This is a genomic window from [Bacillus] caldolyticus (genome assembly GCF_003595605.1).
GTDB classification, from domain to species: domain Bacteria; phylum Bacillota; class Bacilli; order Bacillales; family Anoxybacillaceae; genus Geobacillus; species Geobacillus thermoleovorans.
This window is the reverse complement of sequence record NZ_CP025074.1, coordinates 183917-207605: the sequence shown is the minus strand read 5'-3', so window position 1 is coordinate 207605 and position 23689 is coordinate 183917. Positions and strand designations below refer to the sequence as shown.

General features: G+C 53.2%; 17 protein-coding genes and 1 pseudogene. 7 read left to right on the top strand and 11 right to left on the bottom strand.

Annotation, left to right across the window (positions count from 1 at the left end; all coding sequences use genetic code 11):
- Positions 1–33 precede the first annotated feature (33 nt).
- From CWI35_RS01055 to narI, 4 genes and pseudogenes are all read left to right on the top strand, one after another.
- Positions 34–3717, top strand: a pseudogene (locus CWI35_RS01055) (nitrate reductase subunit alpha); the annotation flags it as partial.
- Positions 3710–5179: a nitrate reductase subunit beta gene (gene narH / locus CWI35_RS01050; protein WP_119877405.1), complete on the top strand. Its 1470-nt coding sequence runs from the start codon at positions 3710–3712 to the stop codon at positions 5177–5179. The pseudogene CWI35_RS01055 and the gene narH, both read left to right, overlap by 8 nt.
- Before the next feature lie 54 nt (positions 5180–5233).
- On the top strand, positions 5234–5809 hold the full coding sequence (narJ, locus tag CWI35_RS01045) for a nitrate reductase molybdenum cofactor assembly chaperone (RefSeq protein ID WP_014195921.1): 576 nt from the start codon (positions 5234–5236) through the stop codon (positions 5807–5809).
- Positions 5785–6489 (top strand): respiratory nitrate reductase subunit gamma, encoded by a 705-nt coding sequence (narI, locus tag CWI35_RS01040; RefSeq protein ID WP_119877404.1) that lies wholly within the window; start codon positions 5785–5787, stop codon positions 6487–6489. Before narJ ends, narI begins: the two co-directional genes overlap by 25 nt.
- Positions 6490–6720: 231 nt before the next feature.
- Here the strand turns inward: narI and CWI35_RS01035 are convergent, their stop codons facing one another.
- The 4 genes from CWI35_RS01035 to CWI35_RS01020 all read right to left on the bottom strand — a co-directional run bounded on the left by CWI35_RS01035 (position 6721) and on the right by CWI35_RS01020 (position 12134).
- On the bottom strand, positions 6721–7968 hold the full coding sequence (locus CWI35_RS01035; RefSeq protein WP_119877403.1) for an RNA-guided endonuclease InsQ/TnpB family protein: 1248 nt from the start codon (positions 7966–7968) through the stop codon (positions 6721–6723).
- 161 nt (positions 7969–8129) lie between these two features.
- A complete protein-coding gene (locus CWI35_RS01030) occupies positions 8130–8924 on the bottom strand; it encodes a uroporphyrinogen-III synthase (RefSeq protein WP_033010902.1) in 795 nt (264 codons plus the stop codon).
- Positions 8925–9137: 213 nt separating this feature from the next.
- Positions 9138–9383: a hypothetical protein gene (locus CWI35_RS01025; RefSeq protein WP_119877402.1), complete on the bottom strand. Its 246-nt coding sequence runs from the start codon at positions 9381–9383 to the stop codon at positions 9138–9140.
- Positions 9384–9767: 384 nt separating this feature from the next.
- The gene (locus tag CWI35_RS01020) at positions 9768–12134 is read right to left on the bottom strand and encodes an immune inhibitor A domain-containing protein (RefSeq protein WP_162924018.1); all 2367 of its coding nucleotides are present in this window, start codon (positions 12132–12134) and stop codon (positions 9768–9770) included.
- Between the two features lie 269 nt (positions 12135–12403).
- Between CWI35_RS01020 and CWI35_RS01015 the strand changes: the two genes are divergently transcribed.
- Both CWI35_RS01015 and map read left to right on the top strand, forming a co-directional pair.
- Entirely contained in the window at positions 12404–13708 is a 1305-nt protein-coding gene (locus tag CWI35_RS01015) for an ATP-binding protein (protein WP_119877995.1), read from the top strand.
- A gap of 254 nt (positions 13709–13962) precedes the next feature.
- Positions 13963–14712 (top strand): type I methionyl aminopeptidase, encoded by a 750-nt coding sequence (gene map, locus CWI35_RS01010; protein ID WP_119877401.1) that lies wholly within the window; start codon positions 13963–13965, stop codon positions 14710–14712.
- 180 nt (positions 14713–14892) lie between these two features.
- Here the strand turns inward: map and CWI35_RS01005 are convergent, their stop codons facing one another.
- Positions 14893–15294 (bottom strand): secondary thiamine-phosphate synthase enzyme YjbQ, encoded by a 402-nt coding sequence (locus tag CWI35_RS01005; protein ID WP_074044673.1) that lies wholly within the window; start codon positions 15292–15294, stop codon positions 14893–14895.
- 90 nt (positions 15295–15384) lie between these two features.
- Between CWI35_RS01005 and CWI35_RS01000 the strand changes: the two genes are divergently transcribed.
- Complete coding sequence (locus tag CWI35_RS01000; RefSeq protein ID WP_240432128.1) at positions 15385–16368, top strand: MBL fold metallo-hydrolase; 984 nt, start codon at positions 15385–15387, stop codon at positions 16366–16368.
- A gap of 66 nt (positions 16369–16434) precedes the next feature.
- Here the strand turns inward: CWI35_RS01000 and CWI35_RS00995 are convergent, their stop codons facing one another.
- The 6 genes from CWI35_RS00995 to CWI35_RS00970 form a co-directional block, all read right to left on the bottom strand.
- Positions 16435–17283, bottom strand: coding sequence for a TIGR03943 family putative permease subunit (locus CWI35_RS00995; RefSeq protein ID WP_119877400.1), 849 nt, complete (start codon positions 17281–17283; stop codon positions 16435–16437).
- 15 nt (positions 17284–17298) lie between these two features.
- Positions 17299–18165: a permease gene (locus CWI35_RS00990; protein WP_119877399.1), complete on the bottom strand. Its 867-nt coding sequence runs from the start codon at positions 18163–18165 to the stop codon at positions 17299–17301.
- 108 nt (positions 18166–18273) lie between these two features.
- On the bottom strand, positions 18274–20145 hold the full coding sequence (locus tag CWI35_RS00985) for a PTS fructose transporter subunit IIABC (protein ID WP_011231328.1): 1872 nt from the start codon (positions 20143–20145) through the stop codon (positions 18274–18276).
- A 24-nt stretch (positions 20146–20169) separates the two neighbouring features.
- Positions 20170–21081: a 1-phosphofructokinase gene (pfkB, locus tag CWI35_RS00980; RefSeq protein ID WP_011231329.1), complete on the bottom strand. Its 912-nt coding sequence runs from the start codon at positions 21079–21081 to the stop codon at positions 20170–20172.
- The gene (locus tag CWI35_RS00975; RefSeq protein WP_011231330.1) at positions 21078–21830 is read right to left on the bottom strand and encodes a DeoR/GlpR family DNA-binding transcription regulator; all 753 of its coding nucleotides are present in this window, start codon (positions 21828–21830) and stop codon (positions 21078–21080) included. The genes pfkB and CWI35_RS00975 overlap by 4 nt, the downstream gene beginning before the upstream one ends.
- Positions 21831–21955: 125 nt before the next feature.
- Positions 21956–23623 (bottom strand): IS1634 family transposase, encoded by a 1668-nt coding sequence (locus tag CWI35_RS00970; RefSeq protein WP_042382804.1) that lies wholly within the window; start codon positions 23621–23623, stop codon positions 21956–21958.
- Between the last annotated feature and the right edge of the window lie 66 nt (positions 23624–23689).

Sequence of the window (23689 nt, the reverse complement as noted above, 5' to 3'; positions counted from 1 at the left end):
AAAAGTACACAACGCTAATAAGGAGTGAAGCAAATGAAACGAAAACGATCTCCGCTCACCAACCGTTTCAAATATATTCGGCCGATCGAGCGCCAAGCCGACGGCCATAGCGAAACAACCTACGGCGACCGCGCCTGGGAAGATGCGTACCGTCGCCGCTGGCAGCACGACAAAGTCGTCCGCTCGACCCATGGCGTCAACTGCACGGGGTCGTGCAGCTGGAACATTTACGTCAAAAACGGCATCGTCACCTGGGAAGGACAGCAGCTCAACTATCCGTCGACCGGGCCGGATATGCCGGACTTTGAACCGCGCGGCTGCCCGCGCGGCGCGAGCTTCTCATGGTATATGTACAGCCCGCTGCGCGTCAAATACCCGTATGTCCGCGGCATCTTGCTTGACATGTGGCGCGAGGCGCTCTCCCATCATCCAAACAACCCGCTTGAGGCGTGGAAAAGCATCGTTGAAGACCGCGAAAAAGCGAAGCGCTACAAACAGGCGCGCGGGAAGGGCGGATTCGTGCGCGTCAGCTGGGATGAAGCATTGACGCTTGTCGCCGCTTCTTTATTGTATACGGTCGTCAAATACGGCCCGGACCGCAACGTCGGCTTCTCCCCGATTCCAGCCATGTCGATGGTCAGCCATGCCGCCGGATCGCGCTTCATGCAGCTGATGGGCGGGCCGATGTTAAGCTTCTATGATTGGTACGCCGACTTGCCGCCGGCGTCGCCGCAAATTTGGGGCGACCAAACGGACGTGCCGGAGTCAAGCGACTGGTACAACGCCGGCTACATCATCACCTGGGGCTCGAACGTCCCGCTCACCCGGACTCCGGACGCTCACTTTTTAGCCGAAGTGCGCTACCGCGGCACGAAAGTCGTCTCCGTCAGCCCAGATTACGCCGAGTCGACAAAATTCGCCGACGACTGGCTGTCGGTGAAGCAAGGGACGGACGGCGCCTTGGCGATGGCGATGGGACATGTTATTTTAAACGAATATTACGTCAAACGGACCGTTCCATATTTTGAACGATATGCCAAAACGTACACCGATTTTCCGTTTGTCGTCACCTTAAAACAAAACGGCGGCGCATGGACGGCCGGCCGCTTCTTGTTGGCGAAAGACCTTGGCAAACAAACGAACAATGCCGAATGGAAGCCGGTCATCTATGATGAAAACACCGACTCGTTTGTCGTGCCGAATGGAACGATCGGCGCTCGCTGGGAAGACAAAGGAAAATGGAACTTGCGTCTTGTTGATGAGGAAACAGAACAGCCGCTTGAGCCACGCCTGTCGTTTTTAGGGAGCGAAGATGAAGTCATCTCGATCCAGCTTCCATATTTCACCGCTGAGGGCGGAAAAACGATCGAACGCGCGGTTCCAGTGAAAAAAGTGCAAACCGTAACAGGAGACGTTTACGTCACGACCGTCTATGATTTGATTTTGGCCAACTACGGCATTGACCGCGGCATCGGCGGCACAGTCGCCCGCTCGTACGATGACGAGGTGCCATTCACGCCAGCATGGCAAGAAGCGATCACCGGCGTCGACCGCGAACTCGTCGTGAAAATCGCCCGTGAGTTTGCCGACAACGCGATCGACACAAACGGCCGGTCGATGATCATCGTCGGCGCCGGGATCAACCATTGGTTCAACTCCGATACGATTTACCGCGCCGTCTTGAACCTTGTCTTGTTCGTCGGCGCCCAAGGGGTGAATGGCGGCGGTTGGGCCCATTACGTCGGGCAGGAAAAGCTGCGGCCGGTGGAAGGATGGCAGACAATCGCCACCGCCCGCGACTGGGTCGGACCAGCGAAATTGCAAAACGGCACGTCATTCTTTTACTTTGCGACCGACCAATGGCGCTATGAAGAGCGGCCGGTCGATGAGCTCATCTCACCGCTGGCCAAAAAAGCGCGCTATTCACACCCTGGCGATTACAACGTCTTGGCCGCGCGGCTTGGCTGGCTGCCGTCGTACCCGACGTTTAACAAAAACGGCATCGAGCTGTATAACGAAGCAGTAAGCCATGGAGCCCGCACGCCGGAAGAGATCGGCGCCTACGTCGCGAAACAGCTGAAAAAGAAAGAATTGCAGTTTGCGATCGAAGATCCGGACAACGAGGCGAATTTTCCGCGCAACTTGATCGTCTGGCGCGCCAACTTAATCTCAAGCTCCGGCAAAGGGCACGAATACTTCTTAAAACATTTGCTTGGCACGACGAACGGCTTGTTAAACGATGACCGCGACAGCCTGCGCCCGGAAGAAATCCGCTGGCGCGATGAAGCGCCGGAAGGCAAGCTCGATCTGCTTGTCAACTTGGACTTCCGCATGGCCGGCACAGCGCTCTACTCCGATGTCGTCCTGCCGGCAGCGACATGGTATGAAAAACATGACTTAAGCAGCACGGATATGCATCCGTTCGTCCATCCGTTCAATCCAGCCGTGCCTCCGCTCTGGGAAGCGCGCTCGGACTGGGATATTTTCAAATCACTTGCGAAAGCCGTATCTGATGTCGCCAAACAAGCCGGCTTAAAGCCGATGAAAGAAGTCGTCGCCACTCCGCTGTTGCACGATACGGCGCAAGAGCTGGCGCAGCCGTTCGGTGAAGTGAAAGACTGGAGCAAAGGCGAAACCGAACCGATTCCGGGCAAAACGATGCCGAACATTCACGTCATTGAACGCGACTATACCCTTCTTTACGACCAAATGACCGCCTTAGGTCCAAATGTCGCCCGCCAGCCGATCGGCACAAAAGGGATTGCCTGGTCAGCGAAAGACGAGTATGAACAGTTGAAACGCCGGCTTGGCACTGTCCGGCGCGCTTCCATCGCCGACGGCTGCCCGGATATCAGCGAAGCGAAAAAAGCGGCTGAAGCGATTTTGACGCTGTCATCAACTACAAACGGCAAAATGGCGGTGAAAGCGTGGGAGGCGCTTGAGAAAAAGACGGATTTGAAATTGGCCGATTTAGCGAAAGAACGCGAGGAAGAATGCTTTACGTTTGAACAAATCACCGCCCAGCCGAAAACGGTCATCACCTCGCCGGCGTTCAGCGGCTCGGAAAAAGGCGGGCGGCGCTACTCGCCGTTTACGACGAACGTCGAACGGCTCATCCCGTGGCGGACGTTGACCGGCCGGCAGTCGTTTTACATCGATCATGAACTGATGCACGAGTTCGGCGAAACGATGGCGACGTTCAAGCCGGTGTTGCCGCACCGTCCGTTTTCAAACAAACGCCCGAAAGAAAACGGAAAGGAAGTCATCTTGAACTATTTGACGCCGCATAACAAATGGTCGATCCACAGCATGTATTTCGACTCCTTGCCGATGTTGACGCTTTTCCGCGGCGGGCCGACCGTGTGGATGAACAAAGATGATGCGGCCGAAGCCGGCATCAACGACAACGACTGGATCGAATGTTTCAACGAAAACGGCGTCGTCGTCGCCCGCGCCGTCGTCTCCCACCGGCTGCCGCGCGGCATGGCGTTTATGCACCACGCGCAAGACCGCCATATTAACGTGCCGGGCACGAAGCTGACAAACAACCGCGGCGGCACACACAACAGCCCGACGCGCATCCACGTAAAGCCGACGCATATGATCGGCGGATATGCACAGTTAAGCTACGGATTCAACTATTACGGACCGACGGGCAACCAACGCGACCTGTACGTCGTCATCCGCAAACTCGAGGAGGTTGATTGGCTTGAAGATGAAAGCGCAAGTCGGCATGGTGATGAATTTGGACAAATGCATCGGCTGCCATACGTGCAGCGTCACGTGCAAAAACACATGGACGAACCGCCCCGGCGCTGAATACATGTACTTTAACAACGTTGAAACGAAACCCGGAATCGGCTATCCGAAACAATGGGAAAACCAAGAGAAGTATAGAGGCGGCTGGGAGTTGAAAAACGGCGAACTGCGGCTCAAATCCGGCTCGAAAGCGATGCGGCTCGTCAACTTGTTCTACAATCCGTACCAGCCTACGATCGACGATTACTACGAACCGTGGAATTACGACTATGAAACGTTGACGAACAGCCCGTCAAAACAATACCAGCCAGTGGCGCGGCCGAAATCCAGCATCACCGGCGAATGGATGGAGCTGTCATGGGGGCCGAACTGGGAAGACGACCTGGCCGGCGCCCACGTCACAGGGTTGCGCGACCCGAACGTCGTCAAAATGGAGCAGTCCATTCAGGCAGAATTCGAGAACGTCTTTATGATGTACTTGCCGCGCATTTGCGAGCATTGCCTCAATCCGTCATGCGTATCGAGCTGCCCGTCAGGCGCCATGTACAAACGCGACGAGGACGGCATCGTCCTCGTCGACCAAAACGCCTGCCGCGCTTGGCGGTATTGCGTCACAAGCTGCCCGTACAAAAAAGTGTATTTCAACTGGCAAACGAACAAAGCGGAAAAATGCACGCTCTGTTTCCCGCGCATCGAAGCCGGCATGCCGACGATTTGTTCGGAAACGTGCGTCGGCCGCATTCGCTACATCGGCGTCATGCTGTATGATGCGGATCAAGTGAAAGAAGCGGCGAGCGTCGCCGATGAGAAACAGCTATATCACGCTCAACTGGACATTTTCCTTGATCCGAACGATCCGACTGTCATCGCCGAAGCGAAAGAAGCGGGCATCCCGGACGAATGGATCGCCGCCGCACAGCGCTCGCCGATTTACAAAATGATCGTCGATTGGAAAATCGCTTTGCCGCTGCATCCGGAATACCGGACGCTGCCAATGGTATGGTACATTCCGCCGCTGAGCCCGATCATGAATACGATCGAAGGAAAAGGAAGCCAAGCGAGCGCCGATGACATCTTCCCGGCCATTGATGAAATGCGCATTCCGATCGAATATTTGGCGAATTTGCTGACGGCGGGCGATACGGCGCACATCCGCACGACATTGAAAAAAATGGCGGCCATGCGCTCATACATGCGGGCGAAACAAACGAACAAACAGCCGGACATCCGCCTCATTGAATCGCTCGGCTTAAGCCGTGAAGACATTGAAGAGATGTACCGTTTGCTCGCGATTGCCAAATACGAAGACCGCTTCGTCATTCCAGCATCGCACCGCGAAGAAGTCGCTGACTTGTACGCGGAACAAGGCAGCTGCGGGCTGGCGTTCGCCGGCGGCCCGGGCGCTTGCGGCACGCTGTAAAAGGAGAAAGAAGGCGAGCCCCGCCCCCTTCAATAATGAAATGGAGGATTTACGATGAACAGCGAACAACAACAAACGGTCTTTCTATGTGTATCGTATTTGTTGTCTTACCCGGACGAACAGTGGGCCGAATCGCTTCCTGACTGCCTAGACGCCATCCGCTCGCTTGACGATGAAACCGTCCGCGCGCCGCTTTTGGCAGTGGCCGAACAGCTCGCGGTCACCCCGGCTCGAGAGCGGATGGAGCAATATGTCGAAACATTTGATTTCGGCAAAAAAACGAATTTGTACTTGACGTATATGACAAACGGCGAGCAGCGGGAGCGCGGAATCGAACTCGTCGCCTTAAAAGCGCGCTACGAGGCGGCCGGATTCGCCGTCTCCGATCACGAGCTGCCCGACTACTTGCCGCTCATGCTTGAATGGATGGCCTATGCAGATCAAGAGCATACGACCGCCTTGCTCGCCGATTATGCCGGCCATATCCGCGAAATCGGCGACCGGCTGGCAGCGGCAGGCAGCCCGTATGCACAGCTGTTTGACGCGCTCAATCACACATTCACTCAACTCGGCGTGACGCCGCTCCCGAAAGGAGGTGCAACGGCATGGCCAGCCAATTTCTCTGGGTGATTGTTCCGTATTTGGCGCTTGTCCTATTTGTCGCCGGCCATATTTGGCGCTACCAGCGCGACCAGTTTGGCTGGACATCCAAATCAAGCGAACTGCTCGAAAAACGGCAGTTGCGCCTTGGAAGCCTTCTCTTTCACTGGGGCATTTTGTTCGTGTTTGTCGGCCACGTGATGGGCATTCTCATTCCCGAGCCGTTTTACGAGGCGCTTGGCGTGACAGAAGAGATGTACCACGCCCTCGCCTTGGCAGGCGGCATTCCGGCCGGCTTGGCGGCCTTCGTTGGTTTCGTGATCCTTTTTCGCCGCCGCTTGACGGTCAAGCGCGTGCGGGCGACAAGCAGCACCGGCGATTGGGTTGCGCTCGGATTTTTGCTTGTCGTGATCGCCAGCGGGCTGTCATCAACGTTTCTGAACATCGATTCGCACGGGTTTGATTACCGGACGACGATCGGCCCGTGGTTTCGCGGCCTTCTTACATTCCGTCCGAACCCAGCTTATATGGAAACGGTGCCGCTTTGGTTTCAAATTCATATTCTCGCTGCATTCGGTTTGTTCGCCGTCTGGCCGTTCACCCGTCTCGTTCACGTATTCAGCTTCCCGCTCCGCTACTTGCAGCGCAGCTACGTCGTCTATCGAAAGCGAATGCCAAAACAAGCAGAGCCGGTCAACCGCGCCAAATAAGCGAGCGGCGGGCGTCACATCAGGAACCCTAAACTGAACAGGCGGGGGCAAACCGATTGCCTAACAGCCGGCCTGTCAACTTTAACGGCGGCGGAAACGAAACAACGTGCGCTTCCGCATATCCTAACGATCGCATAACAACCTGCCAACAAATGAACCAATAGTGAACTACCCCCACTTAATTTTCTAGCGAAAATTTGAAGTGGGGGCTTCCAAAGAAGTTTGACTGCTTCAAGCAATCCTTATTCTTTGAGGCGTGTCCACTTCGCCGCTAGAGCATAAGACACTCAGGTCTACAGCTTTACTTTTCTTTAAGATGTTTAATGCGCCATTGACATCAGCATTAATTAGTTTGCCAGACTTTGTTCGATACAAGCCGCGCTTAATACGTTTGCCGCTGAACTTATATTCTTTTGGATTGTCGGCATTATATTCAGGAATCTCATCGCCGTCAAAAAAGCTGGCTTGAGACGTATAGGATTCTTCCTGTTTCAAGAATTCAATGCCGTAAAATTTACAAAGATATTCTAGTTTTTCTTTTATGTTACCGAGAGGAATATTGACAAAGTTTTGATTTGTCTTTTTTCCTAGATTAATATTGCGTTTCCATGTTTCCGCATAGCCAATGACAAGTTTGCCAATTTGATTTTCAATACAATAGTTAATGATGTAACGGCAAGTCTTGTTGATATAATCATTCACTTTATTATTGCGATTCATAGCAAGCAAAGCCTGTTTACGAGTGGTGCCTTTGATTTTTTGCTTATCTTTTATGCTTTGAAGTCTGGCATTTTCTTTGTTAAACCATTGATTTATACTTTTTAATCTCCGCCCATCAATGATGAATGATCTGCCGTCTGATGTGACACAAGTGGCAAGATTGTTTAATCCTAAATCAATTGCCAGTGCTTTTTGGTCGTTTAATTCTCTTTGATCTTCAGGCATTTCATATTTATACTGAATCTCAAAGAACCTGGCATGATGCTTAGGAATGATTTCAATCTGCTTAATCTTTTTGTCCAGTAACACAGGCGGAATCGTTATCGTGATAGGCTTGTGAGTCTTTTTAAATAGGCGAGAATACGGTATTGTGAATTTGTTGCCGTCTATACGAATCTGGCCAATGATCAGTGAATGAAAGCCATCTTTTTTAAGATATTTTGGAATACTGATAGCCTTGTGGTCATATTTTCCTTGTTTGGCAAGACTGATCAAACCAAAGAAAGATTTAAAGGCTTCATTGACCTTTTTTAAAATTTGCTGTGCCATGTTGCTGTTTAACAGCTTATAGTTTTCGTTAGTTTTTGCAAGATGATAGTTTTTCTCATAATTAAGAAATTCCTTGTGTTCAAAATAGTATTGTCTGACATTGTACAATCCGACGTTGTACATGTTCTTGGCAATATGGCACAGTTCTCGAAGAGTCAAGTATTCTTCTTTGGTCAAACCATTTAGCTGTTGTTTGATACAAAAATACATGTTTTCACCTCCCATCTAACTATATTATACCATATTTTACTGAATCTATCCTATTTTCAGCAAAATATAGTTAAGGCGATTCATCTCCCACTTACTCCGCTTCGCTTCGTTGAAGTGGGAGTCTTCTCGCCTAATTAAGATAAAACAACCCTCAACAGGGCTTATTGTTGAAAATAACGGGCAAGCGTCACAATCATCGCTCCCATCCGCTCATGTTCCGGGGCGATGACGCGGCTGACTCCTTCTTCCTCGAGCGCTTCTTGCGTCACTTTACCGACAGCGCAAGCGACGACATCGGTGCGGAACGCCTCAAGCAGCGGGGTGATGTCTTGTTTCTCGCGGGCAAACGAAAAGAAAAAACGGACTTGCATCGCCGATGTAAAACAGACGGCGTCGACCTCACGCCCGATGATTTCTCTGTATAGCGTCTCGAGCGTCTCCCGATCCGGGGCGACATGCCGATACGGGAACAGTTGTGTATACGATGCGCCGCGCGCAAGGAAAAATTGCTTTAAGGCCGGCGCGGTATCGCCGTACAGCTGTACAACAACGTTTTTTTCCGCAAAGTCGTGCCCATAAAGAGCAGCAATCAACCCTTTCGTCGTCCCGTCCTCGCTTGCGGCCACCGGGGTGACGCCAATTTGTTTCAACGCCGTCACCGTTTTATAGCCGCGGGCAGCCACGTTCGCTTCCTTGATCGTTCGATGCCATTGAGCAGCCATTCCCTCCCGGTCGGCCGCTTCCAACAGCGCCTCAAAGCCGATTCCCGTCGTAAATACGATCCAGTCCGGCCGCATGGCGATGACGGTTCGCATTTCCTCTCCCAGTTCGCTTCCCTTTGAAAAGACGGTCCCTTGCGCCGGACGAATGATGGCCGTTCCTCCTTGCTTTTCAATAAGCGTTGTCATTTCGTCCAGTTTGCGTGAGGCGCACAAGGCAATCCGTTTGCCATGCATGTCCCTTCCCCCTTATGGTCAGTCGTTCGTCCTTTCCATTCTAAAAGATGGTCTTTGCCTATGCAACAAAAACCATTCCGCTCCCTGGCACATCGCAACGCGAATGCCGCCTTCATTGGGTATAGTATAGAGCCCAGCGCAACAGAACAGACCGCAGGCAGAAACAGCCGACCACCATCAAAAAACACGCGCCCAAAGACGCGTGCCCTCCGTTCAACGAGTATGTACCATGGCCTCTTCTCCCCGACGGTCAAAGGAACCGATGATGCGCGTCGGCTCGACGGAAATGATCCGATCGAGCGGGATGTTCATCAGCCGCATTTGCCGATTGTAAACGAACAGTTTGCGTGCTTCTTGATACAGCTTGACCGGCAGCACGACCGCCTCCCCCTGCTCCGTTTGCACGCGCACCGGCTGCTTCTCGGCAATCCACGCCGACAGCTGTTCATACCATTCCATTCTGATTGTTCCCCCTTCTCATCCGATCCTACTTATGATTATAAACGGAAAAGATCCATGGGCAACGTTTTGCCCTCCACCCGGGGATGAAAATGATCGCTGAAGGCGCATGTATTTTCACGGAAAAGATCCATGGGCAGCGCGCTTTGCCCTCCACCCGGCATGAAAATGACTGCTCAAGGCGCTGCATTTTCACGGAAAAGATCCATGGGCAGCGCGCTTTGCCCTCCACCCGGGGATGAAAATCTCGCGTCAGTCCTGCATTTTCACGGAAAAAGCGGAAAAAAAGGGGGAAAGAAAAATCAACAAATTCGACGAAGGGATGACAAACCGTGTCGATAAATGTTCAGCGCACGGAAATGTTCCGTGCGCCTTTGGAGGTGGTCAGCGGTGGATCAACACACGCGCTGCCGTGCGGTCAGCGCTTTCACCGATGACGCGGATTTTTAGGCCATAGTTGGGCACGTTCCGGCCGGCGTCGACGGCCCCTTTATTGTCATACGACCGGCTGTCGTCAAACACCGGCGTCGGCGATGTATCGTTGTCGATCAGCTGTGAGCCATTGATTGCCACGCGGAATGGGGCTCCTTTTTGCAGGCTGAACGCCGCATCGTGCACTTGATAGCGAGTCGACGCTGTCGTATTGCCCGACCATTTTAACGTATGCTGGTCGGCATCCACAACGCCAAGAAACCCTTCGCCCGGATGGACGCCCGTCCAGTTGTTGTCATAGCCTTCATCCACATACCAGACGACAAGCCCTGGATCGTACGAAAGAAGCCGGTCGCCGCGCAAAATATGGGCGAGCCCTTCATCGACGCCGCGGTGGTTGCGCCATTCAAGCAAATAATAATGCTTCGAGCGCGCGATGCCGTCGCTTTTCGCAAAACCGTCCAACGCGAAAGCGCTGTCGCCCTCTGCGTCGTCTGTGAGCGCGATTGTTCCATCTGCCGTCACTTGAATGTTGTCAACATACCAGCCAGCTTCCGACACCGCTACATCAGTGATATAATGGAAGCGAAGGTCAATCGTTTGTCCTGCATAGGCCGACAAGTCAAATTCCGCCTTCACCCAGCCGTTTGACGTACCGGTAATGCCGTTGCCCGGGTTTTGCCCGTACGGATTGTTGGTCGTCGTAATGTTTCCTTGAATTGTTGTCCATTCGTTGCTGCCATGCGGTTTTACTTCTACCGCCCCATAATCCCAGTCTTTCTCAATCGCATACCATGTATCAAATGCCAGCGTCGCCTTGGACGCTCTCGTCAAATCGATCGTCGTTGACATCGTATGATCTAAGTTGTTTCCACTGCCGGAGAAATAGGCATACGCACCGCTTGGCGGGGTCGTGATGACCGTTTCTTTGTCCGGCAAGTTGATGCGCACGGCATCGTTGTTCGTCCCTTTCGTGTTCGCTTCATCGAGCACGACTTCGACACCGTTTGGCGTTACTTCGTTCCACTCAACGGTCGTTCCGCTCAGCCAGTTGCTGCCGGGCATGGTCGACTGCAAAAACTGTTTCGCCCAGGCGCTGAAGCCGGTCGGCTCGGTGCCCGGAATGCGTCCCGCCCAACTTCCGCTTGACATAATCGACCAATAGGCAACTGGCTCGCCCAGACCGGAGTAAATCGTATCGTATTCATCCGGCAGCCCTAAATCGTGGCCGTATTCGTGAGCAAACACTCCTGCCGCCCCGTCAGCCGGCTCAATCGTATAATCGTAAGCCGCCAGTTGGCCGCGCCAATACGGCACATCCGTCGTCGTATTCGGAATGCGGTACACCGATCCTAAATTCCAGCGGTGCGACCAAATGGCATCGCCGCCGAGCGAACCGCCGCCCGATTCTTCTCCGACGCTGGAGTGAATGATCATTAAATGGTCAATCAAACCGTCCGGTTCGCGATAATTGCCGTCGCCGTCTAAATCGTAGCGATCCTCTTGGTCAAACTCACGCAAATCAATGGTCGGATCCTGGGCGGCTGCCGCCAGCGCTTCGCGCACAAGCGCCCGTGGATTGGCGTCATTGCCATCCGGCGCCGGTACATTTCCGCCATAGTATTTAGCCGGATACTTCGCCTGATACCAGCCTGCCACTTTTCCTTCAATGGAATAGCTGCCGCCTGATTGCTCTTCATAATATTTTTTTACTGAGATAAGCTTCTCGCCATTCGGTCCATCGTAATAGCCGTCATCGCCGCCGAAAATCATATCTTCATAATGTTCGCGTGTATAATCTTTATAATACATATCCGTTTCAGTTGGCTGAATGTTGTTATGCGGAAAGTCCGGATACTCGATGAGCAAAACGAGTACACGGTCGACCCGCTTGCCGCCGTTCCATGGCTCCGGCTTGACGGATGGCACGGAAGCCGTTTTCGATTGTCCGAGCTTTTTCCCTTTCCCGTTCAGCACGCCATTTGTCTGCTGTCCGTCCTGCATCGCCTCGGCGCGCTTTGCCTCTTTATCGTATAATTCTCCTTTTCCCCGCGGCATATGAATCGCCTTTTGCCGCAAATAGTCGCGCACTGCTTGTTCCACCTCAGCAGGAGTCGCATCAGCGCGAAGCTTTCCGCTCCGTTTCAACATTTCCGCCAGCTTTTCCTCATTGGCAATCGCAAAATCGACCGGTCCCCCTTGCTTCACAGCTGGAATGCCGGGGGCGTTAGCCGCTTTCGGCGCTTCCGCCGGAGATGCCCACAGCCCGATGCCGAGCGACAGCGCCGCAACAAGTGATGGAATCGACCGTTTTTTCAAAAATATCCCTCCATATCAAATAAAAGGTTGATAGAAAATATATACAATTAAAATATTATAGAATAATATAAAAAAATAAAGGGTATTTTTTATCAAGAACAAAATAGTTCTTTTTACCTATATTTGTCGAAAAAACGAGATTTATAGCAAAAAAAGGCTATCGATTTCACCTTAACATCCAGACAGTTTTCCAGTTACAATGTAATATATTCGCAGTTTTTGTAGAAATTCTGGTTATGCAGCTTGACGATGGGAAAGAAGGTGCCGCGATGCTGAATATTTTCAAAGACTTTTTGCTCAACTTGTTTTTCATCCTTCTGCCGGTGTTCCTCGTTCCCCTCTGTACGGAGCAGGAGAAGAGGCCAAAACGATTCCGCCTTTATTTGCCGACCATTTGTTACGCCGTCGTGATCATGTTATGCATCACCCTCCCGGTCGGAACAGAGAGCGATTTCATCTTCGACTTGCGGCAAATTCCTCTGTGGCTTGGCGGTTTGTACGGCGGAGCGGGGGCGGCGACGGTTTTAGCGTTTACGGCGATCGCCTACCGCTCGCTGTTCGGCGGAGCTGGCGTCTTCGTCACCGTCGTCGTTTCCATCGCCATCGCTGCAACAAGCAGTTTATTGACAAAACGGTTTGTCGAGCTGCCAACCAAACAGCGCACGCTGTTCGCTGCATCGCTCAGCTTCGGCTCTGGCCTATTGACCGTCGCCATAGCGGAGTGGATGGCTGCTGCGGTTTCTCCTCCGCCTTCCGTTGCGCTCATTTTTTTGCTTGTGCAGCCTATCAGCATGCTCGTCGTTTGTTCGTTTTGGGAGATGATGCATCATAGCATCGCGCTGCGCAAACGAGTGATTCGCGCCGAGAAAATGGAAGCCGTCACCCATTTAGCAGCTTCCATCTCCCATGAAATTCGCAATCCACTCACCGCGGCGCGTGGGTTTATCCAACTGATCGAAGAGCAGCCGCTCGCCGCCGACAAACGCCGCCAGTATGCGCGCATCGCCATTGAGGAGCTTGATCGGGCGGAAGCGATCATCACCGATTACTTGACGTTCGCCAAGCCGGCGCCGGAGACGCCGGAAAAGCTGAACGTGAAGCTCGAGATTGAGCGTGTCATTGACATCCTCCGCCCGCTCGCCAATATGAGCTGCGTCGACATTCAAGCGACGCTTGCCCCATTTTCCGTCATCGGTGAGCGCGAAAAATTCCGTCAATGTTTGCTCAACGTAATGAAAAACGCCATCGAAGCGATGCCTAACGGCGGGACGCTGCAAGTGTCCGTCTCCATTGACAGCGGCCGCGTGCTCATCCGCATCGCTGACACCGGCGTCGGCATGACGAAAGAACAGCTCGAACGTTTGGGCGAGCCGTATTTTACGACGAAAGGAGTGAAAGGCACAGGGCTCGGGATGATGGTCGTCTACCGCATCGTCGAATCGATGAACGGAACGATCCGCATCGAAAGCGAAGTACATAAAGGGACAACGGTGTCCATTTATTTGCCGCTCGCACCGTCTCCCTCTTCCTCCGCGATTTCCGATAAAGAAAAACAGCTGTTTGCCGCCTTGTGACATAGCAGGGACCAGCCGTAAAAGCTCTTGCAGGCAAGGACCAACATATCGAAGTTCTGTATGCCCCCATCAAAGGGCCTTTTCTTTTTTTCGGGCATCTTTTTTTCCTTTCGTCCCCCCTTTCGCGTCCTATTTTGGGGTGAAATTCTGGAATAGCTCCTCAGTTCAGAACGGATCGCCGCGGTTTCACATCACAGTTCTTTTTGCTACAATACTATCGAAGCGAAACACATCGAGGAAAAGGAGACAGTTGCATGATTCACGTCAAAACGGAACGGGAAATTCAATTGATGCGCGAGGCGGGGAAGTTACTCGCCGCCTGTCACCAAGAGATCGCCAAGCGCATCAGACCAGGCGTCACAACGATGGAAATCGACCGGTTCGTCGAAATGTTTTTGGCCAAATACGGCGCCAAACCGGAACAAAAAGGATACCGCGGCTATCCGTATGCGACATGCGCTTCCATTAACGATGAAATTTGCCACGGGTTTCCGCGCAACGAGCCGCTGAAAGAAGGCGATATCGTCACGATCGACTTTGTCGTCAATTTGCGCGGAGCGCTCGCCGATTCGGCCTGGACGTACGCCGTCGGCGACGTCGGCAAAGACGTGGAAAAGCTGCTTGACGTCACCGAGCAGTCGCTCTATAAAGGAATCGAGCAAGCGGTTCTTGGCAATCGAATCGGCGACATCGGCCACGCCATTCAAACGTACGTCGAAGCGCACGGCTTTTCTGTCGTCCGTGATTTCACCGGACACGGCATCGGCCCGACGATCCACGAAGAGCCGTATGTTCCCCACTTCGGCGAAAAAGGAAAAGGCATGCGTTTAAAGGAGGGGTTGGTCATCACGATCGAACCGATGGTCAACATGGGGGCATGGCAAAGCAAAATGGATCCGAACGGCTGGACGGCGCGGACGATCGACGGCTCGTATTCAGCGCAATATGAACATACGATCGCCATTACGAAAAACGGACCGCTCATTTTGACGACGCCGGCGTAAGGATGCGAATGCTTCTTGTTCTCAACAGCTGGATTTTTCGACATTTGAAATGAAAAAACCCGGGTAAACGTTTACCCGGGTTTTTTCGTTCTCTTCTCCCTATTTACATCAAACCGTTGCATCCGCTATTCTGGCATCATCTTCTCCCGTCCCTTTGTTTACATAATATAATTATAGTTTCTAACCTTCGAGCACTTTCACGTAAAACGTGCGCTGGCGCGGTCCGTCGTACTCGCAAAAATAGACGCCTTGCCACCGCCCAAGGAGCAGACGGCCTTCATGAATAATGACGTGCTGCGAAGCCCCAACCGTGCTCGCTTTCATATGGGCGGCCGTGTTCCCTTCCATATGGCGGTCAAGCGGATGCTCCCACGGATATGTTTCATCAAAGCGGCGCATCATGTCGCGCTTGACATCCGGATCCGCGTTTTCGTTAATGGTGATGCCAGCCGTTGTATGCGGACAATAAACGACAGCGATCCCTTCCGTCACGTTAGCCTGGCGCACCGTCTCCTCGACGAATGAAGTAATGTCGATCATTTCATCCCGCTTTGCCGTGCGGATTGTAAAAGAACGAAGCATAGATTCCACCACCTGGGCAAACATTTTGTACTTCGCAAAAAAGGTTTGCTACTCTAAATAATATAATACAAAAAATGGAGTGAGAAATCATTGGCCAAGCGCTATGAAAACTTAGACGGCGTCTCGACGCACAAAACATGGGCCGATTTCCGCCGCTGGCAGCGGGAGCGGAAACAAAAACAAAAAGATTTGTCCTACGTCGTGCCGCATGTTTCACCGCCTCAATACGAGCGGCTTCAGAAGCCGAACGGACGGCCGCAGCTCTGCTGGGTCGGCCATTCGACCTTTGTCGTTCAACTTCATGGCATCACCATCGTCACCGATCCCGTCTGGGCGAATTGGATGGGCGCGGCCAAACGCTTGACGGCTCCTGGTGTTCCGCTTGACAAGATGCCGCCCGTGGACGTTGTGCTCATTTCCCACGGCCACTATGACCATTTGCATTTCGGCAGCCTCCGCCGTTTGCACGGTGACCCGCACATATTCGTGCCCGAGGGGCTCGGCCGCTTGTTCCGCCGCCGCGGCTATCGCCGTGTCACCGAACTGTCATGGTGGGAAACGGCCTCCTTTCACGGCGTATCGCTCACATTTGTTCCCGCCCAACATTGGACGCGGCGAACGCTTTGGGATACGAATACGTCGCACTGGGGCGGGTGGGTCATTGAAGCGGACGACGCACCGACGGTTTATTTTGCTGGCGACAGCGGCTACTTCCGCGGCTTTCGCGACATCGGCGAACGCTTTTCCATCGACTATGCGCTCTTGCCGATCGGCGCGTACGAACCGGAATGGTTCATGGGGCCGCAGCACACCACACCGGAAGAAGCGGTGCAGGCGTTTTTGGACTGCCGCGCCCGGCTGTTTGTGCCGATGCATTACGGGGCGTTCCGCCTCGCGGACGATACGCCGAAAGAAGCGCTCGACCGTCTATGGACCGAGTGGCGGCGGCGCGGGTTGGAAGAGGAGCGCTTGCTTTGCTTGAAGCTCGGCGAGGTGATCGATGCCGCCCAAGCGTTGACGGCCCTTTCCCATTCGACAATTCGTTCAGCCAAACAAGCGCAATCACCATGGTGAAACAAGCGCGGCAAAAGGAATGAGCGCAACTTTATCCAAAAGAGCAAGCCAGTCCGCGGCTCGCTCTTATTCATTGAATTGGCGGTATACGTACGGCTCCTTCGGTTTGGCCACCCTCTCCCATGACGTCACTTTTACATACGGAAGCGTCATATGAAACAGCTGGTAATACATGGTGGATAGCGTACCTTTCACATGAATCCATTCATCATTTTGAAGCGGCACCGTCTTTGGAAACTGAAGGAGCAGCCCGTACACCCCTGAATCCGCAACACAATGAATGATTCCAAAGCGAAGGAGAAACGCCTCATTGGCGCGCGTCGTTTCCTCACGGTAAACAAACCCGGTGAATTCAATGTCGCGGGCGGCGAATGCACCGGGAAACTGATAAATCGTTTCCATGGCATTTAAATAGTTTTGATCATTCAACTCCAAGCGAGCAAGACGACCGTATTTTTTCAGCTCTTTTTCCATGGCATTTTGATAATCGTCCCGCCCATAATACATGCTCGTATCCGGACGCAAAAACTGCCGCTGGGCAAACGGATCGCTGCCGTCAGCCGCCATCCCAGGAACATGAATCCCTTTCGCCTTTACGACTTCAGAATCCAGCGTCGCAACGGGAAACAAGAAGGCGGAAGCCAGCGGAAAAACAAAAATAAGGTAATTTACCACCCGCTTCCAGCGCGCAGACGGCTCATGATGATGATGGCCGCAGCACTCCTCCCCATGATCGTGCGGTTCCTCGTTGCGGCTTGCCAGCACAAATTGCACGATCGTTAAAAAAGCAAACACAAACATCGCACTAAACGAAATATACGAATAGCGCATATTAATGTATTTGCTCAACTCTCCAGTAATATATAAATGGAAAAACAAAAACGCAAACCCAAGCAAAATATACATGCGAACCATGCCGCCACCTCCTTGCTAGATCAATAGCGATCCGGCAAACACAAACACCGTGATATAGGCAATCAGTTTCCACACAAACCGGGCGCGGAATGACTGAAACAACATGAGCGTATTTTTCACATCGAGCATCGGCCCGTAAACAAGAAACGCTGCCAGCGCGTGAAACGGAAATGTGCTTTGAAACGACGAGGCGATAAATGCGTCCGCCTCGGAACAGAGCGACAGTACGAAGGCGAGCGCCATCATGACCAAAGAGGCCGCCACTTTCCCATTGCCGATCGAAACAAGCGCCGACGTTTTCACATACGTTTGCATCGCCGAAGCAATGAACGCCCCAATGATCAAATACTTTCCGGTCGCAAAAAATTCATCGATCGTATGGTGCAGGGTGCCGACGATTTTCTCTTTCCACGTACGGGGCATCATCGGCATCTCGCGCCGTTCATGGCGCAACTCGCTGCCTTCATGCCGAATCGCCATCACGGCGCCGACAGCGACGGCGACGGCGCAAGCGAACAGCGCCCGGCACAATACCATCGTCCAACTGCTTCCGAAGGCGATATATGTCGAAAACAGCACAACCGGATTGATGACGGGAGCCGTTAACATAAACGGCACGGCCGCGTAAAGCGGCACCCCCTTGGCGACGAGACGGCGGGTGATCGGCACGATGCTGCATTCGCACGAAGGAAACAAAACCCCGACCAATGCCGCATAAACAATCGCCAAGCCGCGGTTTTTCGGCACCCATCGTTGCACGGTCTCTTCACTGACAAACATTTGAATGACTCCGGAAACAAACACCCCAAGCACGACGAACGGCAACGATTCAATCAATATGCTGATAAAAATCGTATTCAGCTGCAAAAACGTGTTCATCATGAGTTCTCCTCTCATTTACAACCGTTCATTGTATCACTGACAAGACCCCCTGTCATGAAAATTTGATGAGAAAAAAGGCGCTCCGCCTTTGGCGAAACGCCTCTTCTATTATTCTTCCACTTCTTTTTTCCATAGCCCGACCATCAGCGCCGTGACGACCGAGCCGATCAAAATAGCCAACATATAAAGCCATGCGCTGCCTTTGACGATCGGGATGACGAAAATCCCGCCGTGCGGCGCCGGCAAACCGATATGGAACCACATCGTCAACGCTCCCGCAACGGCCGAGCCGACGATAATCGATGGAATGACCCGCACCGGATCAGCCGCGGCAAACGGAATCGCCCCTTCGGTAATGAACGAAGCGCCCATGATATAGCACGTTTTTCCAGCTTCACGCTCGGCTTTCGTAAACTTTTTCTTAAAGAACGTTGTCGCCAGCGCCAATCCGAGCGGCGGCACCATCCCGCCAGCCATAATCGCCGCATGCGGCGCAAAGTTGCCGGCTTCAATCATCGCCAGCCCAAACGTATACGCCGCTTTGTTGATCGGTCCGCCCATATCGACCGCCATCATGCCGCCCAACACCGCACCAAGCAGCACTAAGTTTGCGGTGCCCATGCCGGAAAGCCAATGTTTCATCCCTTCATTCAACGCCTTGACTGGATCGATGACCACATACATCATAATGATGCCGGTGAGGAAAATACCGAATACCGGATAGAGCAGCACCGGTTTAATCCCCTCAAGCGACTGCGGCAAGCGGCTGAACAGTTTCCGGAGCCCGACGACCAAATACCCGGCCAAAAAGCCGGCGATCAACCCACCCAAAAAGCCGGCCCCGCCGTTCGCCGCCAAAAAGCCGCCGACCATCCCCGGCGCAAATCCCGGCCGGTCGGCAATGCTCATGGCGATGAATGCGGCCAGCACAGGGACCATTAAAGCGAACGCATTGCCGCCGCCAATGTCCATTAACAGTTTGGCAAACGGATGATACGACGGATCTTTCGGATCAAACGCCTTAATGCCGAACGTGAAGGAAAGCGCAATCAAAATCCCGCCGCCGACGACAAACGGCAACATATTCGATACGCCGTTCATCAAATGCTTGTAAAAACCGGTTCGCGGTTTCGCCGCTCCCGCGCTGCCTCGCGCCGCACCGCTTGCCCGATAAATCGGCGCGTCTTGGCGCAGCGCCTGCTCGATGAGCTTCTCTGGCTCACGGATCGCCTGGGAGACCGGCACTTGAATGACATGTTTGCCGTCAAAACGGTCCATTTCCACTTGTTTATCGGCCGCCACAATGATCGCCGTTGCTTCTTCAATCTCCTGCGCCGTCAGAGCGTTTTTCACCCCATCGGAGCCGTTTGTCTCGACTTTGATGGATACGCCCATTTCCGCTGCTTTCGCCTTCAGCGCATCAGCGGCCATATACGTATGGGCAATCCCAGTCGGGCAGGCGGTAACGGCGAGCACTTTCCGTCCGCCGCCAGATGGCGCGCCTTGCAGAGACGGTTCTTCCTCTTTGTTCTCTTTCTCTTTGAACAAACGGAGGATCTCCTCTTCATCCGAAGCATTTTCCAACCGGGCGCGGAACGAGGCATCCATCAACAGCGACGATAGTTTCGCCAACGCCTGCAAATGCGTCTGTTCCCCGCCTTCCGGGGCCGCGATCATGAAAAACAAATGGCTTGGCTGGCCGTCCAGCGACTCGTAATCAATGCCGGCAGCCGAACGGCCAAACGCCACCGCCGGGCGCTTGACCGCCGCCGTTTTGGCGTGCGGAATGGCGACGCCATCCCCAACGCCGGTCGTGCTTTGTTTTTCGCGCGCCCAAATCGCCCGTTTGAACGCCTCCATATCGCTGACCGCTCCCGCCTCGGCGAGTTTCGCGGCCAACTCTTCAATCACTTCCTCTTTTGTCTTTGCCCGAAGTTCAAGAATCATCGTTTCCTTTGTTAACAAATCCGTGACATTCATCTGTACGCCCCCCTTTATTTCCTCCTATAAACGTGCGACGCGGACGCGGTCGACGAGCGCTTCGACTTCCTCTTTCGTGCATAAATCTTCCGAAAACGCGGTCGCGCTTCCGGCGGCGACACTGTAAGCGAACGCTTCCTCAATGGATGTTCCGCTCGCCCAGGCGGCCAAAAATCCAGCGACCATCGAATCGCCCGCCCCGACCGAATTTTTCACCGTTCCTTGTGGCGCTTCGGCAAACAGCGTTGCTTCCCGGCCGAAGTAAAACGCCCCCGCGCCGCCCATCGAGACGATGAGATGCTCCACTCCTCTTTCAACCAACCGGCGGCCATAGGGGATGATTTCTTCTTTCGTCAGCACAGCAGCGCCAAACAGTTCGGCCAGCTCATGGTGATTCGGCTTGGCAAGAAACGGCCGGTAGGCGAGCAGCGCCTCGAGCGCCGGACCGCTCGTATCGACGACAAGACGAACACGCCGTTTCACCGCTCGAGCCGCCAGTTGCTCGTACACGTCCACCGACAGCGACATCGGCGCGCTTCCGGCGAGCACAAGCACATCACCGGCCGAAAGCGCTCCGATTTTCGCTATCAATTGCGTTGCATCGTCATCGGCAATCATCGGGCCTTCACCGTTAATTTCCGTCTCCCGCCCAGCTTTCAGTTTGACGTTAATGCGCGTTTGCCCTGGGACATGAACAAAATCGCAGGCAATGCCTTCTTTCCGAAGCTCGCTTTCAATGAACCCGCCGGTAAACCCGCCGACGAATCCAAGCGCCGTGCTGTCAACACCCAAACGCTTCAACACGCGCGATACGTTGATCCCTTTCCCGCCCGGAAATGTGAACGTTTTCACTGAACGATTCAGTTCGCCAACATGCAGCTCATCGAGGTGAACGATATAATCAACAGATGGATTCAACGTGCATGTGTAAATCACGGAGCCACAACCTCTACTGTTGTTTTTGTTCGATACAAATCTTTCCACTCTTCATCCAATTCATCGGTGATCAACACCGCTTCATGCAAATCAGCAATTTTCGCAAACGCGCTTTCATTCAACTTCGAATGGTCAGCGAGCACATACGCGCGTTGCGCCAGCTGCATCGCCGTATATTTCACCAGCGCTTCTTCCGGATCCGGCGTCGTATAACCGTAGTCGTAATGAACGCCGTTGGCGCCGATGAAGCATTGGTCAAAGCGGTACTGCCGCAGCGACTCGATGGCACCGCGCCCGATCAACGCCTTCGTTTTCGGCTTGATCATGCCGCCGATCAAATACGTCGCCACATTGTGCTCAAGCAACCGCTCGACATGCATCACGCCGTTCGTGACAACGATGACCTCTTTGTCAGCCAAATACGGAATCATTTCCCACGTTGTCGTCCCCGCGTCCAAATAGATGCAGTTTCCTTTTTGCACCAAACTGGCCGCATAGGCAGCGATCCGCCGCTTTTCTTCGATATATTTCAGCGATTTTTCCGATACGCTTAACTCTTCGCGCTTCTGCTGCAACAAGGCCGCCCCGCCGTGCACACGGCGCAGTTTCTTTTCGGTTTCAAGCTGCGTCAAATCGCGGCGAATCGTCGACTCCGACGCCCCGGTCGCGTCAACGAGCTCTTGCAGCTTGATGACTCCTTTTTGCGCCAACAGGTCCAAAATGAGGCGGTGGCGTTCTTCCGTCAGCACATTCCCACCTCCGATCATCGGCGATATCGCTTACCCGAGTTCGACAGCGACTAGGCAAACAAAATCCCTCTGATCCTTTGATACAAAAGGGATCAGAGGGATTTGGGCATACTTTAGGCGTGTATCTAGGGGCGAGGATGGATGCCTAGAATCTTCGGAGGAGGCTCCATCCCTAGAGCCGCAAAGAGTTGAGCCTGTTTGGCCGTCAGTTCGGTTCGTTGATAAAGGTCGCCGTTTTTTGAAGAAAAATGTCCAAGCATGAGACGCTCGCATTCGTCTCTTACTTTCGGCCACGATTCATGAGTTCGGATCTCCACGATCCGAACCAGCAAGAGAGCCAGCCAACTGAGCAGCACATGCGCCCGGATACGGTCTTCCAAGCGATGATACATGGGGCGCAGCTCGAGTGTTGATTTCAACGTCCGAAAGGCCTGCTCGATATCCACCAGTTGCTTATACCCGAGCGCGACATCCTCGGCAGACAAGGTGTCATCGGAGGTTCGGATGAGATATTTGCCATCGTACTTTTCCGCTTCACGAACCGCTTGCTTGTCGATGCGAAGCGTTCCATCCTTCAATTGACGCAAGTATTTTCCGTAGGACGGATGGGAACGCAGCCGGCAGGTGGCCTTATGATGGGCTTCGTTGGGGAGTTGTCGAAGCCCTTCCAACTCTTCTTTCAGCGATTCGAGCAGCGTTTCCCGCTCCTTGCGTTGGCGTTCGGCTTCGCTGGGATTGTACACGAGAACATAGCGCTGACGCGCTTCTCCGTCGCCCACGATGATTTCTTTGATATGCAAGTTCTCGCGAACTTGTTGGTAGCGCCCGCGACGGTTTAGGGCCTCTTCGACGGCGGCTTTGCCGGACCGCATTTTTTCGCCGACAATGTAGTGTCCCCCGGCCTGTTGCAAGATTCGCAAATTCTCTTCAGACGAAAATCCGCGGTCCATCACGCTGATCACACGCCCAAGCTTCCAGCCAATCAAGTCTTGTTTCACCTGTTTGATGACCGTCATATCCATCGTATTGCCAGGCCATACCCAAGCGCGAATGGGGACTCCTTCCCGGGTAACGGCCAGTCCAATGACGATTTGGACCAAATCGGGACGCTTATCTTTGGAAAACCCCTGCTTTCGAAGCGATTCTCCTTCTGGTGTTTCGGATGGATCCACTTCGAAGTACGACGAAGTCGTATCAAAGTAAATCAAATCGACTTCCAGGTTCAATAAATCGGCCACGGCATGGAACACTTGGCGTTCCAATTCCGGCTGCACGGCCAGCAGCTCATCCATCGCCCGGTACAACTGGTGGCTGGCGACTTGGGGAAGATGAGGGATATGCACGTCTTTCTCCACCCACTCCTCCATCGCCAACTTGCTTGACGGATGAAGGGCACGATTCGCCACCATGGCAAAAATCAGCCGTTCCAACGGAATCTGATGATGTCGGGAGGCAAACAAGGAGTGGAGAATCTCTCCCAATCCCAGTTGTCTCCAGAGCTGATCCAAAAGCCAAGCGCCACCAAGGCGTTTGCTTGATTGAAACTGAAAGTCATCCGACACTTCTCCTGTCAACGTCTCGATTTCCCAAGCCTGCTCAGGAGAAAGGAATCGCGAAATGCTTTTGGCCAGACGCTCCAAGACAGCGCGATCCACCTCGTCTTCGCGCCCAAACGAATAAATCACCTTCGCTTTCGCATATTTGGCCTTCGGATCCCATTCGTTGTGAGCAAGCTGGAGATACGCCACGGTCGTTCCATCTTTGTTTTTGCGTGTTACTCGCCGTATGTACATGCCTATATTATAAACGATATTGGGCTTTTTTAAAAGGATAAATTGTCAAGTCGTGTGCCTATGAAA